Below are 14843 nucleotides of genomic sequence, written 5' to 3'. Positions count from 1 at the left end.
GTCCAAAAGCCTGTTTTATGCCAAACTGGCATTGTTTTGTTTCTGTTTTTGGGTCAATACCGCCTTTACGAACCCCACAAACAAGGGATGTGGATTAGCTACCGTGCTCTTGTACTCCGGGTGGTACTGCACCCCAACAAACCAAGGGTGCGATGGAATTTCCACGACTTCCACAAGACCGGTCTTCGGATTTACTCCAGATGCGACCAGGCCAGCTTCCTCCAATTGGTCCTTATATGTATTGTTGAACTCGTATCTGTGCCTATGGCGTTCCTCTATATCCGAAGTGGCATATACGCCATGGACCAGACTTCCCTCTTTAAGGTGACAGTCCCAACTTCCCAAACGCATGGTACCGCCCTTATCGGTAACATTTTTCTGTTCCTCCATTAAGCTGATTACCGGGTCCGGCGTTTCACTGTTCATTTCGGTGGAGTTGGCCTTGGTCAGGCCAAGAACCGTTCTCGCAAATTCGATTACGGCCATTTGCATGCCCAAACAGATGCCCAAGAAAGGAATATTGTTCTCACGCGCGTAGGTAACGGCATTTACCTTGCCCTCGATTCCCCTTTCACCAAAACCAGGAGCGACCAAAATACCGTCCAGCCCCTGTAATTTCTTTTCAATATTTTTTGCGGACAGGTGTTCGGAATGAATGGATTTCACCTCTATCTCCACTTCGTTTGCCGCCCCGGCATGGATAAATGCCTCTTGTATGGATTTATAGGAATCGGGAAGTTCCACATATTTGCCTATCAACCCGATCACTACCTTATCCTTTGGATTTTTATGACGTTGTAAGAACTCTTTCCATTGGTCCAGATTGGGCTCGGTTGTATTTGGCAGCGCCAATTTTTCCAAGGCCACCGTGTCCAGCCCCTCCTCTTGCATCAACAAGGGAACATCATATATGGTGGATGCATCTATGGATTGAATAACGGCTTCTTTTCTAACATTACAGAATAGAGCCAGCTTTTCTTTGATGTCCTCAGAAATATGGTGCTCGGTCCTGCACACCAAAATATCGGCCTTTATTCCACTTTCCATCAAGGTTTTTACGGAGTGCTGGGTGGGCTTCGTCTTCAATTCGCCCGCTGCGGATAAAAATGGCACCAAGGTCAAATGGATTACAATGCCATTGTGCTCGCCCAATTCCCAAAGCAACTGGCGAACCGATTCTATATAAGGAAGCGATTCAATATCACCCACGGTTCCCCCTATTTCGGTAATAATGATGTCGTAATCACCGCTCTTGCCCAAAATTTGGATACGCTCCTTGATCTCATTGGTAATATGTGGCACAACTTGAACGGTCTTTCCCAAAAACTCACCGCGGCGTTCCTTTTCAATAACACTTTGATAGATCCTACCTGTAGTAACGTTATTGGCCTGTGAGGTACGTACGTTCAAAAAACGTTCGTAGTGGCCAAGATCCAAGTCGGTTTCGGCTCCATCATCGGTCACATAACATTCGCCATGCTCGTATGGGTTAAGTGTTCCCGGGTCAACATTGATGTATGGATCCAGCTTTTGGATGGTGGTTCGGTATCCCCTGGCCTGTAGTAGTTTAGCCAAGGATGCGGCGATAATTCCTTTACCCAACGATGAAGTAACGCCTCCCGTAACGAAAATGTACTTGGTATCTGACATATTGATCATTCTATTACGGGGCGTAAAGTTACTAATTGCGGGGCAAAAATCAGGTAGATTGGCGAGGAAAATCTTTTTGTAACTTTCTAATGATGGGTTCCAGGTTGTTATCCTTAATGGTCAACATGGTATTTAGGTAATCGCCCAGTTTTCCATCCGGGAAGCCTTTTTGGCGAAACCATACCAAATATGGCAAGGGCAGGTCTACAAGATACCGCCCTTTAAATTTACCGAACGGCATCTTATAATGTGCCAGTTCCAACAATTGTTTTGAATCGGGGCGTATTTCCATATCTAGGTCTAAAATACTATCTTTCCGAGAACAAATCCGTAAAATGAAACGTAGAAATTTTATAGCCACGGCCGCTGTTGGGTCTGCAGGTCTGGCTTCAGCCTCTGCCATGACTGCTGCTCAAGGGCAAACCAAAGAATTCAAACTCAAGGGCAACATCAACCACAGTGTTTGTGAATGGTGCTTTAACGATATTCCCTTCGAAGATTTTTTAAAGACCCTCAACGAGCTCGGCGTTAAGGCCATTGATTTGGTGGGACCGGATAGATGGCACATCTTGAAAAAATACGACATCCATTGTTCCATGTGCAATGGGGCCGAAATTAGTTTGACCGAAGGCTGGAACAATCCCAAATACCACGAGCAGCTTATAAAAAACTATACGGAAATGATTCCGAAGGTGGCCGAAGCCGGTTACACCAACCTTATCTGTTTTAGCGGCAACCGTAATGGCATGAACGATTATGTAGGGCTGCAAAATTGCGTTGACGGACTTTCGCAGATCATGCCCTTGGCGGAAAAACATGGTGTGGTCATCCAAATGGAACTGTTCAACCAAGTGAACCATCCGGATTATATGTGCGACAATTCTTTGTGGGGTGTGGAACTGTGCAAGCATTTGGGCAGCGATAATTTTAAATTGTTGTTCGATATCTACCACATGCAGATCCAAGAAGGCGACATTATCCGAAGTATTCAAAACTACCATCCCTATTTTGGGCACTACCACACGGCGGGCGTTCCCGGTAGGCATGAGATTGATGAAACACAGGAACTTTATTACCCTGCCATCATAAAAGCGATACATGCTACGGGTTTTAAGGGCTACGTGGCCCAAGAGTTTATCGTTACCTGGGAGGATAAGATCGCGGCATTAAAGGATGGGTTTATGCGGTGTGATGTTTAGTTTTCGTCATTAAATTCTGATATGTGGCTACTGCTATTGCCACGTTTATAAAATCTATCGCACATGCGCTGGTTGAATTTAACGAAGCCGTGATGCGTTATTCAAAATTCGGTCTTAGATTTGTTTGAATATTTGAAATCAAAACCACGATGTTCAGTACAATTCAATCCAGATACAAAAGGTTCCAGATAAGTAAATCTCCCCAACTAAATTTAGTCTGGGGCTTTTTTTTGTACACCCTGGTAGGGTTTCTATTGTTATCGATCCCGCTTTTTCATAAAACCGATGTCGCCTTTCTGGACAACCTATTCATTTCAACTTCGGCCATTTCAACCACCGGACTTGTAACGATAAGCATATTTGACTCTTACAATTTTTTTGGGCAGTTCATCATTATGATACTTATTCAGCTCGGCGGGATTGGTTATATGACCCTGACCACGTATTACCTGCTCTTCACGACCAAACGCATTACCAGATGGCACCAAAAAATTATTGGCGCGGAATTCACCATGCCCGCCACCATTCAAATCAAGGATTTTATAAAAAGTGTTGTTTATTTTACATTGGTCATGGAGTTTTTGGGCACCATTTCCTTTTACATAGCTTTTCACAATGAGGGAATTACGGGCCTAAAAGGCGTATGGTTTTCACTATTCCATAGCGTTTCTTCCTTTTGTACGGCCGGTTTCAGCCTATTTAATGATAGTTTTGAGAGCTTTTCCGAAAATACCCTCATCAATTGGACCATTTCCGTCTTAGCGATTGCAGGGTCCCTTGGTTTTATTGTGATTACCGATGTTTGGTACAGAATCATGGGAAAGTCAAATGCGATTACCTTTACTTCTAAGATTATAATATATGGATTTATAATTCTACTGGGGATCGGCACGTTGCTGTTTTATTTTACGGAACCCCTTGTAAAAGCATCCGAACACCGGTTGATGGAAGCCTTTTTCCAATCGATGACCTCCATGACCACTGTTGGGTTCAACACGGTGCCGATCGGTTCGCTCTCATTGCCACTCCTCCTTTTGACCATTTTTTTGATGTACATCGGGGCGTCGCCATCCGGTACCGCCGGTGGGATGAAGATAACTACATTGACCGCTATGGTCGCCATTTTAAAAAGTCGGTTGCTCGGTCAGAAAAAAATAACTTTTTTGAAAAGGACCATTCCCTTGGAACGCCTTTTTGTGGCGACATCCACCTTTATTCTCTATACATCGATGATTTTTCTTTTCAGCTTTTTGCTTTCCTTTACCGAACAATCCAATTTTGATAAAATCCTTTTTGAGGTGGCCTCTGCGCTTGGAACCGTAGGTTTAAGCACAGGAATCACCGCCGACCTATCAGGGGTAGGTAAATCGCTTATCATCCTATTGATGTTCCTGGGGCGTGTTGGGGTACTTACCTTTGGCTTTGCTTTATTGATGCGAATGAAAAAGCAAGATTTAAAATTGAAAAGTGAAGATTTGGCCGTGTAGATTGCAGCAGAGTTGATGCTAAAAAGATAGATGTTCAAGGTTTGTTTTGCTATAAATCACGCTGACCTCAAAACCCTGACCACTCCCCTGATTGCCGTGGCCACTTCCTGTAACTCGTCTCTGGAAAAAGTGTCTTCTTCCACATAGAACAACATTTCCACGGCTAGATCCAACCAATTTGCCAAAGTTTCAGGGGTACCATAACGATTCTCGATTATTTGGGACAACTCGTCCAATTGATTAGTGTTCATCATAATATAGTACGATATATAGGTCTACAAATCTAAACAAAATATGAGACTTTAGACCCATGACTAAAATTAGAGATGAAAAATACCTGAAAGCCCTTGGTAAAAGAATCAAGGAAATCAGAAAACAAAAAGGCATCTCTACCTATGATCTCTCCTACGAGTCAAACATATCTCGTAGTCAAATAAACTCTATTGAAAAAGGGGACATCAACACTTCAATTTGCACTCTTAAAGCTTTGGCCGATGCTATGGAATTAAAAGTTAGGGATTTGATTGATTTTTAAGGGCTTCAGCAATCTTTTGGTTCCACTCTGCCTGTTTTTCACGGTTTCTGGAAAAGTTGGTTTCCCAATCGTAACGCTCTTGGTACTCTTGCAGTTCTTTGAGAATGTCTTTATAAATCTTACGTACCTCAGCTTTTACATCATCGGAAAAGGATGTTCTATGTAGCTTGTTGCGCATTTTACGTGCAAAAATTTCGGTAATGTCAAAATGAAGTTGTTCGTGGGCCAAGGTGTTCTCGTTGCACAATTGGGGCTTGTACCATGATTCGTTCGGATAGAAATAAGCGTTCACCTCAAAATCCAGTTTAACCTCGTGGTGCAGCAAATTGGCCGAATAGGAATAACTGATACCGCTTGCGGTGGTTGCTGCCGTTGGTTCGCCCGGGGGCACTTTTCCCTTAAAATCGGCCCAAGTAAGCCTTATATCTTCGCTCCATGGAACTCCCTGCTCGATTTCTTGTGCGATTCCAAAAAAAACAAGTAGAAAAATACATCCTATGGAGATTATTTTGTCCAATTGAATTCGATTACCTTTTCAATATCGGGATGAAGGCTATAATGCACCGGACAGGTGTTGGCGGTATGCATCAAAATTTTTCTTTGCTTTTCGGACAAGGCCGCAGGCATTTCAAATGTGACCTCAATCTTGGAAATCCGTCTTGGGTCGGCCGCCATGTGCTTGGTCACCTCAGCGGTGGACCCTGTTAAATCCACGTCCATATCGCGGGCCTTAATGCCCATCATGGTCATCATACAATTGGCAAGGCCCGTGGCCACGGTATCGGTGGGCGAAAACGCTTCACCTTTTCCGTTGTTGTCCACAGGGGCATCGGTAATGTATTCGCTGCCGGAACGTATGTGCACGCAGGTTGTACGAAGATTTCCGTTATAAGTTACTTTTGACGTCATTTTTTGGCTCTACTTCCTTGATCGTTAAGTTATTGTACTCCATAATATAACATGCCCTGTTAAAATATCCAGAGGTCCAATCATTCAAATAATCAAAACCATTTCCGGAATATTCCGTTAGCCCGATATATTTGGAGGTCTCAAAAAGATTTTTCTTGTACGCGAGCTTTAATAGCACATCCATGGTCACATCAAACCCTCGCACAGCGTATCTATCCGGCAAAAGACCATCGTATTTTTTGGTATATGCGCTTACGAAAGTATCGTTACCGCTTTCTTTATAGAAGGATGGATAGGTGAACCTAAGGTTGGACAAATGCGCTTTTGATACTGCATCATCCTCAAAGGCCCCATTATAACTGGTAGTGAACATGCGAACCTTGATCTGTTTTCCGGTATCGGTTTCTCCAATCCGGGTATTGGCGGAGTTCAAGATGGAGGTGACACTGGCCACCATATTGGGCTGGTCGGTTTCCAAGAAAACCCAGTTTTCCTTTTCGTTGGAAAGTTTGACGAGGAAACGATCTAAATGCAATGATTTATTATCGATAACCTTTGCAATCTGTGCCGCCGGAAATTTGCTCAAAATGGAGTCGTGTGCTACTTGATGGGTAGAATCGGCAATGATGATCACATTCTCGTTCTTATGGATTTTTTCCATATAGGACAGTAACTTTTCCCGGAGCACGGCATCCCTTGGCACTGAAAAGAACACATTGTTGTGGCTCAATTTACTGTCCGACGAAATTGGGGCGATCACCGGGATTCTTTTTGAGGCCGCTTGTACGGCAACCTCATCCAAAGGCCCAGCTGCCAATGGCCCTATAATGGCATCCACACCACTCAAGTTTTCCCTGAAAAGAATTTCCTTGACCTTGGCTTGGTCCAGTTGGGTATCGTAGGTCTTTACGTCCACGGAGACCCCTAACTTTTTAATGGAATCCAAAGCCACCATGGCACCGGTATAAAATCCGAGGCTCAGCGCCAAGTCCCTACGGTTTTTGATGAGCTCTTCAGTTTTTTCGGTATCGGCCACATTGACCTTGTCCAGCCTAAAAGGAAGCATAAAAACAAGTTTGGGCCTGTTCTTTACATCGATGCTGTCCACCAAATTGATTTTATCCAGAACCAAGGCATTTTTCACCTCAAGTTCTTCGGCTTTTTCCTTTGGTAGTTTTAGCACCATTCCAGCTTTCAGGCCATTTTCGAGCGCTGGGTTCAATCGGAACAATTCTTCCCTTGTGATTTTAAGGTTTTGTGTAATCCTAAAGATATTTTGCTTGGGCTTTACCTCGTAAAAAATAAAATTCTCGGTATTTACCTCTCCTTCACGGTCCCTCTTTTTGGGAAGCCTTACCACCATACCTTCTTTTAGACCACCCTGCTTCATGATCTCTGGGTTGAGCCTAACAATGGAGTCGGTCGGAATACCGTATTCCCTTCCCAAACTGTAAAGTGTCATTTTGGGAGGTACGGTATACGAAGTGAAAAGTTCGGTTTTTTGCTCCTTCAAACTGTCGCCCTTGGGCCTTGGCAATTTCAATTCTTGGCCGGCAGCCAAATAATTGGTGTTTTTGTCCAGTTCAGGGTTCAATATCAAAAGGCTGTCCACACTTATTCCGTATTTATGGGCAACGCTCCATCGTGTTTCCTTGGGCTGTACGGTATAGGTCTCAAAATCCAGTTCTTTTTCCTCATTGGGGTCAACCTCGGGGAATACTGGAATCTGAAGTATCATTTTACGATCAAGGGTCTCCGAATACAGATTGGTATTGTATCTTTTGAGTTGATCTTGGGTAATGTTATATTTTTTTGTGATACCAAATATGGTCTCCTTTCGCTTTACCCTATGCCGTATAAAACGGATTGGCTTTACCTCTTCCTCCTCCTGCTCTTCGGCTTTGTTCACAGGTTTCTGCTCAGGTTTGGTTTCCGTAACCTTACCTGTCAAAGGAATTATAAGGATAGTATTTTCCTTGACATCGGAAGCATTTTTAATTTCCTTGTTGGCCTGCAATATGCTGTAGGGCGTAACCCTGTATTTTTGTGAAATACTCTTCAGGGTTTCCCCTTTCTTTACAGCATGCGTTGCATAGTTTTGCGCAGAAACCGGCACCAAGGCCAAAAAAAAGACCATGGTAAAAACCAGTTGTAACATATATTTTTTCATTCCCATTCTATAGTTGCCGGTGGTTTTGAACTAATGTCGTACACCACTCTATTAACGCCTTTAACCTTGTTTATTATATCGTTCGAGGTTTTTTGCAGGAATTCGTAGGGCAAATTCACCCAATCCGCGGTCATACCATCCGTACTTTCAACCGCTCTGAGCGCTACACATTTTTCATACGTACGCTCATCTCCCATAACTCCCACACTATCTACGGGCAAAAGCATGGCTCCGGCCTGCCAAACCTTGTCATAAAGTCCCCATTTTTTCAATCCATCAATAAAAATGGCGTCCACTTCCTGTAAGATCGCCACCTTTTCCGCAGTTATATCTCCCAAGATACGAATTCCGAGACCAGGACCGGGAAATGGATGTCTTCCCAAAATTTCTGGGGGCATGTCCATACTTGCACCTACCCGTCTTACCTCATCCTTGAACAACATTTTCAAGGGCTCCACTATTTTCAACTTCATGTAATCGGGCAAACCACCAACGTTATGATGACTTTTGATTACTGCTGATGGTCCTCCGCTCGCAGAAACGGATTCAATCCTATCTGGATAAATGGTGCCTTGGGCGAGCCACTTCGCATTTTCCACTTGGTGGGACTCATCATCAAAAACCTCGATAAAGACCCTTCCGATGATCTTTCTTTTTCCTTCGGGGTCGGATTCTCCTTTCAGGGCATCCAAAAAGCGTGCCGAAGCATCCACTCCCTTTACGTTAAGGCCCATGTGTTTGTATTGGTCCAAAACACTTTCGAACTCATTTTTGCGCAAAAGTCCGTTATTTACAAAAATACAGTACAGGTGGTCACCAATGGCCTTGTGCAATAACATGGCCGCAACACTGGAATCCACACCGCCGGACAGTCCTAAAATTACCTTTTCATCACCTATCTCTCTGCGCAATTCCTCAACAGTGGTTTCCACAAAGGCATCCGGGGTCCAATCCTGCTCCAAACCGGCAATGTTCACCAAAAAGTTTTTCAACAGTTGTTTTCCGTCCGAAGTATGGTAAACTTCGGGATGAAACTGAATCCCGTAGGTAATCTCCCCATCAATTTTATATGCGGCATTCTCCACATCGTGCGTACTTGCCAACCGGACAGCTCCTTCGGGAAGTTCCTTAATGGTATCGCTATGGCTCATCCATACTTGGCTACCTTCCCCGATACCCTCAAGGAAATCCTCACCATCCTTTACATAGGAAAGATTGGCACGACCATATTCCCGGGTTGCGGAAGGCGCTACATTGCCCCCATGAAAATGGGACAGATATTGCGCACCGTAGCATATACCCAACAAAGGTTTTTTCCCTTTTATTTGAGATAAATCCGGATGGGGCGCCTGTTCGGAACGTACCGATGACGGCGAACCTGAAAGAATTACAGCCTTGTAATCCGATAGGTTTTCGGGCAGCTTGTTGTACGGCTTGATTTCTGAATAAATGTTGAGTTCCCTAACGCGTCTCGCGATCAATTGTGTGTACTGGGAACCAAAGTCTAGGATGAGTACGTTGTTATGCATGGGCAAAAATAGCAATTTGCTTTAGTTGCAAAAGTATCTTTTAAAGGATATTTATGACAAGTTTTTACATGAAGTAATTCCAACGGGTTATCAACAATCCATTATTTTGGGGCATGCCCCATTTTCTTTTTAAAAAGAACCCGCTCTTATATAGTTTTTTTCTTAATGGATTTCATTATTTCTTTGCGTTTTAAATTGAACCGACCATGATTAAGGGATTCATTTTTGATTTGGATGGTGTGATAACGGACACCGCCGAACTGCACTATGATGCGTGGAAAAAATTGTCAGACGAAATGAACTGGAAGTTTGACCGTGAACTCAATGAAAAATTGAGGGGTATTTCAAGGATGGATTCCATAAAAGTAATCATGGACCACAACGGGGTTTCCTTGGACGAAGCTACCGTGGTTGAACTGGCCACGAAAAAAAATGACATTTATGTAGAGAGCCTCGACGACATGACGCCGGATGATTATCTCCCAGGTGCCAGGGAACTCTTGACCCATTTACGTTCGGAAGGATTCAGCGTTGCGCTGGGAAGTGCAAGTAAAAATGCCAACAAGGTCCTTAAGCAGCTCAATGCTGTTCACTTTTTTGATGTAATTGGCGATGGCAACAGTGTTTCCAAAAGTAAACCTGCACCTGATATTTTTCTATATGCTTCGGAAAAATTGGGATTGCGACCCGAAAACTGTATCGTTTTTGAAGATGCGGAAAAAGGAATCGATGCGGCCAAAGCAGGAAAGTTCCATAGTGTGGGAATTGGCCCGGAAGAGCGTGTGGGGCATGCCGATATAAGATTTGAAACCATGAAGCAGGCGACACTTTTCGAGGTAAAATCGCATTTCAAGGAGTTGTTTTAAATGCTTTCGCCTTAAAAGCAAAAAACTCCGGGAACCACTCCGGAGCTTTTCAATAAAATCAAAACCAACCTAAACATATGAGTTAACCAACTCAAAATTTAAATTTTCATAGCTATTTACACCTATGGAACAATCCAAAATGTAAATACCCTACCCAGGATTTAATATTTTTTTGATTTTTTTGTTGAAGCCAAGTAAACTTCGGATTATGTGTGCCTTATAATGGTAAAGTCCTTGGAAAATGGGTCCAGCTTATCCAACAACAATGGAATTAAATCCTCCCCCATTTCCAAATAGATCTCCGAGAAATTGAGTTGTCTTTCTTGCAAGGACTGATTGGGAAACAGTTCATTTTGTAGGTCTGTCAACCTAACTACATGATCTTTCAGCTTGCGCTTTTGGGCTTTGAGCAAACGTTTTTCAAGAGCGTCCAATCCTTTTTTCTGCTTTACTTCCTGCGCTTTTACGGCACCCAAAAAACTTTTATCGGTCTGCTCGGCCAGGTCGTACATGTGTTGGAATTGTTCTTCCAACAACTTTTTCTGGGGTGAAAAATCAATATCTATATTGGAAATGTCCCGTATCTTTTTATTGATGAGCGAATGTTGCTTCTTAAACAAGTGGGGGATCTTCAAACCCATTTTTTCCACTTTTTCCGACTGCTTCTCCGATATCAGCAAAGCTGAGTTCCGCAGCATCAGCATGGGGAATGTCACCCCTACCTCATCAAAATAGGATTTGAGTTCCAGCCAATAGGCCAGCTCCCCTCCCCCGCCAATATAGCAAAGGTTCGGCAAGATCACTTCTTGGTAGAGTGGACGTGCCACCACGTTGGGCGAAAACCGTTCCGGATAAGTATTCAACTCCTGTATGAGTTCTTCTCTGGAAAATTGGATTTGGGTACCAACGACACCATATTTTCCATTTTTCTCAACGATTCTTTCCCGTAAACCGTCCTTTAGATAGAAATAATTGATTTCCCTAGGGTTTACCTGTATGTTGTACTCCGAAGACACTTTTCCCAAAGCATCAATGGTTTCCGAAATTTTATGGAATGGAGTGTGTTCAAGAATATCCTTTTTGGCATAGGGTACCAGCAATTGCTTCAAACCCTTGTCATCACCATCAACGATTACGAGTCCATGTTCCCCAAAAAGGGCGTTGGCAAGATATCTGGTCGCCTCTGTGAGCGTTTCATGCTCCAAATATGCCTTCTTAAAAAGTTCCTTCAGATTATAGGTCAACCCTAAATTTCCAAGTTCTGAAGCAAATATTTCAAAAACGTCCTCCAAGCCATCGGTCGACAATCTACCTACCGCTCCGGAAGCTTTTTTGTTCCAAAGTACCTTTTTTCCATGTAGATTGAAGTAATTGATCTCATCGAAATCGTGATCCTCAGTTGCCATCCAATATACCGGGACAAAATGATTTTCGGGATACTCCCTATTTAACTTTTTGGCCAAATTGATGGTGGAAACAATTTTGTAAAGAAAATACAATGGCCCGGTAAAAAGATTCAACTGGTGCCCTGTCACCACGGTAAAGGTATTCTCGTCACGGAGCGAATCAATATTATTTTGGGTTACCTGTGAGGTTTTGACGTTTTTATATTGAGCCTTTAAAGAATTGACCAAAACAGACCTGTTCGCCTTTGGATAGTTGGAGGCTTTTTCTTTGATCTGTCCATCAAAATTCTCGAGCAAGGGAAATCTGTTGTAAAAGGACGACAACTCTTTTTTCTGATCTAAATAGTCGCAAATTAATTGGGAAAAATAACCGGTCTCCTTAAAGCGTATACATTCTACTTCCATTAAAACTGTAATGAGGTGTTCAAAGATAAGTCTCTTCTTTATTTCTCATCCCAAAAATACGTTAATTGAATTTTATGCAATTTTAGCGGTCCCACCCCTATAAAATTAGGTTTCTGGTTCAATTTATTAGTAGATTTGATTGAACCAATTAAACCAAGCATGACCAGATTTTTATTTTCCCTCATTCTTTTAGTATCCATCTCCTTATCGGCACAACAGTTAAAATCCCCTTCCGAATTTCTGGGGTACGAACTCGGAACACAATTTACCCGGCATCACGAAGTGGTGGATTATTACGAATATTTGGCAGAAACTGCCGCAGATAAGGTAAAACTTACCGTGTATGGAGAGACCAACGAACGTAGGCCCTTGATATTGGCCTATGTATCCTCAGCAGAAAATTTGGCCAATCTGGAGACCATAAGACAAAATCATTTAAAAGATATAGAAGGAACCGGAGATGCTTCCAAAGCTATAGTTTGGTTAAGCTATAATGTTCACGGGAACGAAAGTGTGAGCACCGAGGCCTCCATGAAGACCATTTATGAACTTTTGACCCAAAAAAGCAATTACCTGGAAAACACCGTGGTGATCATGGACCCATGTGTGAATCCCGATGGTCGAGATCGCTATGTAAATTGGTACAATCAATTTAAAAATACGCCAAATCAAGTAGACCCCAACAGCAAGGAGCACCACGAAGGCTGGTTGAGCGGTAGAAGCAACCACTATATGTTCGATTTGAACCGAGATTGGGCCTGGTTGACACAGATAGAAAGCCAACAGCGCTTAAAAGTGTTCAACCAATGGTTGCCCCATGTGCATGTGGATTTCCATGAACAAGGTGTAAACAGTCCTTACTATTTTGCCCCAGCTGCGGAGCCGTACCACGAAGTGATTACGGATTTCCAACGTGATTTTCAGGTGACTTTGGGTAGAAACCATGCCAAATATTTTGATGCCAACGGTTGGTTCTATTTTACCAAAGAAGTATTTGACCTATTGTACCCAAGTTATGGCGACACCTACCCTATTTATAACGGTGCCATTGGCATGACCTATGAGCAAGGGGGCAGCGGACAAGCTGGCCTTGGAATTAAAACTGCAATCGGCGATACGTTAACCCTGACAGATAGAATTGACCATCATTTTACCACTGGACTATCCACCGTGGAGGTATCCTCCCAGAATGCAGGAAAATTGAACGAGGAATTCAGGAAGTTCCACCAAAACAAAGACTTTAAGTACAAAAGTTATGTACTAAAAGGAGATAAGGACAAATTGGATGCCCTCAAATCTCTTTTGGAAAAGCACGATATTGCCTACGGAGATCTATCAAGCGGTTCGTACAAAGGCCATAGCTATGGTTCCGGAAGCAATGGAAATCTTTCCATCAATAAAGATGGGATGGTGGTATCCACCGACCAGCCCAAAGGAACATTGGTAAAAGTTCTTTTTGAACCCAATGCAAAACTTTCCGATTCATTAACGTATGACATTACCGCATGGTCGCTGCCCTACGCTTACGGCTTGGACGCGGTTGCCACAAGTTCTTCCGTCGCTTCCGAAAATGAACGGGAAAACATATCTTCCTCCAATATTGAAAGTGGTAGCTATGCTTATTTGACCGATTGGAACAGCATGGAAGATGCCCGGTTTTTGGCAGCACTGCTCAACGAGGGAGTCAGGGTTCGTAAAGCGGACCACCCCTTCACCATTGAAGGAAAGTCTTTTGAAAGAGGCACATTGATCATTACCAAAGGGGATAACGAAAACAAGGAGGACTTTATCCGAACGCTACAAAACATTGCCACAAAATTCAATAAGAATATTACGTCCACTACAACCGGATTTGTGGATTCAGGTAAGGATTTTGGTTCTTCGTCCATTCAAATGATCACCAAACCTAAAGTTGCCGTATTGTCCGGCGGGCCGACCTCTACCCTTCGATTTGGTGAAATTTGGCACTTTTTTGAGCAACAATTACACTACCCCCTTACCGTGATAGACGAAGAATATGCCGACCGAGTGGACCTGAACGAATATGACGTTCTTGTACTGCCAGATGGACGCTACGGCAACTATTTTAATGAGGACGAGCTTACCGAACTTAAAAATTGGGTAAGAAGAGGAGGAAAGATCATTGCCATGGGCGGCTCCATCGATGCACTTGATGGCGAAAAGGGATTTGGTATCCAAAAAAAGAAGTTAGAGGAAGAAGAGGGCGAGGAAAATTCGCCTCAACCCTATAAGGATTGGGAGCGGGAACGTATCAAAGGAGCCATAACAGGAGCTATTTTCAAAACCAAAGTAGACAATACCAACCCATTGGCCTACGGCTACGGTTCCGATTATTTCTCCTTAAAACTGGGCAGCAGTGCCTATGAATATTTGAACAACGGAAATGCCGTGTACCTAGAGCAAAATACCAAGCCATTTTCGGGTTTCGCCGGAGTCGATGCCCAAGAGAGAATTTCCGAGTCCCTGGTCTACGGAGTCGAAAATCACGGTCGCGGACAAATCATCTATATGGTGGACAATCCATTGTTCCGAGGTTTTTGGGAAAACGGAAAACTGTTCTTCGCCAACGCCCTTTTTATGGTGGATTAAGTTTTTTAGCTGGTTTTGAATGGATTGTTCGGCTTTTTTAACGTAAAAAGCATTGATACATACCTCCTTTTTTTTGT

General features: G+C 43.2%; 13 protein-coding genes. 5 read left to right on the top strand and 8 right to left on the bottom strand.

What is annotated here, in order from left to right; all coding sequences use genetic code 11:
• Positions 1-15: 15 nt before the first annotated feature.
• Positions 16-1650: a CTP synthase gene (locus GVT53_RS03235; protein WP_166247395.1), complete on the bottom strand. Its 1635-nt coding sequence runs from the start codon at positions 1648-1650 to the stop codon at positions 16-18.
• Positions 1651-1699: 49 nt separating this feature from the next.
• On the bottom strand, positions 1700-1942 hold the full coding sequence (locus GVT53_RS03230; protein WP_166247394.1) for a DUF3820 family protein: 243 nt from the start codon (positions 1940-1942) through the stop codon (positions 1700-1702).
• A gap of 43 nt (positions 1943-1985) precedes the next feature.
• Here GVT53_RS03230 and GVT53_RS03225 point away from each other — a divergent pair, with 43 nt between their 5' ends.
• Both GVT53_RS03225 and GVT53_RS03220 read left to right on the top strand, forming a co-directional pair.
• Entirely contained in the window at positions 1986-2849 is an 864-nt protein-coding gene (locus GVT53_RS03225; RefSeq protein WP_166247393.1) for a hydroxypyruvate isomerase family protein, read from the top strand.
• A gap of 149 nt (positions 2850-2998) precedes the next feature.
• On the top strand, positions 2999-4336 hold the full coding sequence (locus GVT53_RS03220; protein ID WP_166247392.1) for a TrkH family potassium uptake protein: 1338 nt from the start codon (positions 2999-3001) through the stop codon (positions 4334-4336).
• 56 nt (positions 4337-4392) lie between these two features.
• Here the strand turns inward: GVT53_RS03220 and GVT53_RS03215 are convergent, their stop codons facing one another.
• Entirely contained in the window at positions 4393-4590 is a 198-nt protein-coding gene (locus GVT53_RS03215; protein WP_166247391.1) for a hypothetical protein, read from the bottom strand.
• A gap of 56 nt (positions 4591-4646) precedes the next feature.
• On the opposite strand from GVT53_RS03215, the gene GVT53_RS03210 reads away from it, so the two are divergent.
• Entirely contained in the window at positions 4647-4871 is a 225-nt protein-coding gene (locus tag GVT53_RS03210; RefSeq protein WP_166247390.1) for a helix-turn-helix domain-containing protein, read from the top strand.
• On the opposite strand, the gene GVT53_RS03205 is transcribed toward GVT53_RS03210, so the two are convergent.
• The 4 genes from GVT53_RS03205 to guaA are packed head-to-tail and all read right to left on the bottom strand — an operon-like array spanning position 4849 to position 9479.
• Positions 4849-5388: a DUF922 domain-containing protein gene (locus GVT53_RS03205; RefSeq protein WP_166247389.1), complete on the bottom strand. Its 540-nt coding sequence runs from the start codon at positions 5386-5388 to the stop codon at positions 4849-4851. The genes GVT53_RS03210 and GVT53_RS03205 overlap by 23 nt on opposite strands.
• Entirely contained in the window at positions 5376-5780 is a 405-nt protein-coding gene (locus GVT53_RS03200) for an OsmC family protein (RefSeq protein ID WP_166247388.1), read from the bottom strand. The genes GVT53_RS03205 and GVT53_RS03200 overlap by 13 nt, the downstream gene beginning before the upstream one ends.
• Positions 5758-7950, bottom strand: coding sequence for a LysM peptidoglycan-binding domain-containing protein (locus GVT53_RS03195; protein ID WP_166247387.1), 2193 nt, complete (start codon positions 7948-7950; stop codon positions 5758-5760). The genes GVT53_RS03200 and GVT53_RS03195 overlap by 23 nt, the downstream gene beginning before the upstream one ends.
• Complete coding sequence (guaA, locus tag GVT53_RS03190) at positions 7947-9479, bottom strand: glutamine-hydrolyzing GMP synthase (RefSeq protein ID WP_166247386.1); 1533 nt, start codon at positions 9477-9479, stop codon at positions 7947-7949. The genes GVT53_RS03195 and guaA overlap by 4 nt, the downstream gene beginning before the upstream one ends.
• Before the next feature lie 206 nt (positions 9480-9685).
• Between guaA and pgmB the strand changes: the two genes are divergently transcribed.
• A complete protein-coding gene (gene pgmB, locus GVT53_RS03185; RefSeq protein ID WP_166247385.1) occupies positions 9686-10345 on the top strand; it encodes a beta-phosphoglucomutase in 660 nt (219 codons plus the stop codon).
• Between the two features lie 206 nt (positions 10346-10551).
• On the opposite strand, the gene bshC is transcribed toward pgmB, so the two are convergent.
• The gene (gene bshC / locus GVT53_RS03180; RefSeq protein ID WP_166247384.1) at positions 10552-12156 is read right to left on the bottom strand and encodes a bacillithiol biosynthesis cysteine-adding enzyme BshC; all 1605 of its coding nucleotides are present in this window, start codon (positions 12154-12156) and stop codon (positions 10552-10554) included.
• Between the two features lie 159 nt (positions 12157-12315).
• Between bshC and GVT53_RS03175 the strand changes: the two genes are divergently transcribed.
• The gene (locus GVT53_RS03175; protein ID WP_166247383.1) at positions 12316-14766 is read left to right on the top strand and encodes a M14 family metallopeptidase; all 2451 of its coding nucleotides are present in this window, start codon (positions 12316-12318) and stop codon (positions 14764-14766) included.
• The last annotated feature ends 77 nt before the right edge of the window (positions 14767-14843 follow it).

It is taken from the genome of Flagellimonas oceani (genome assembly GCF_011068285.1).
Taxonomy (GTDB): domain Bacteria; phylum Bacteroidota; class Bacteroidia; order Flavobacteriales; family Flavobacteriaceae; genus Flagellimonas; species Flagellimonas oceani.
This window is presented reverse-complemented; position numbering and strand designations above follow the sequence as displayed.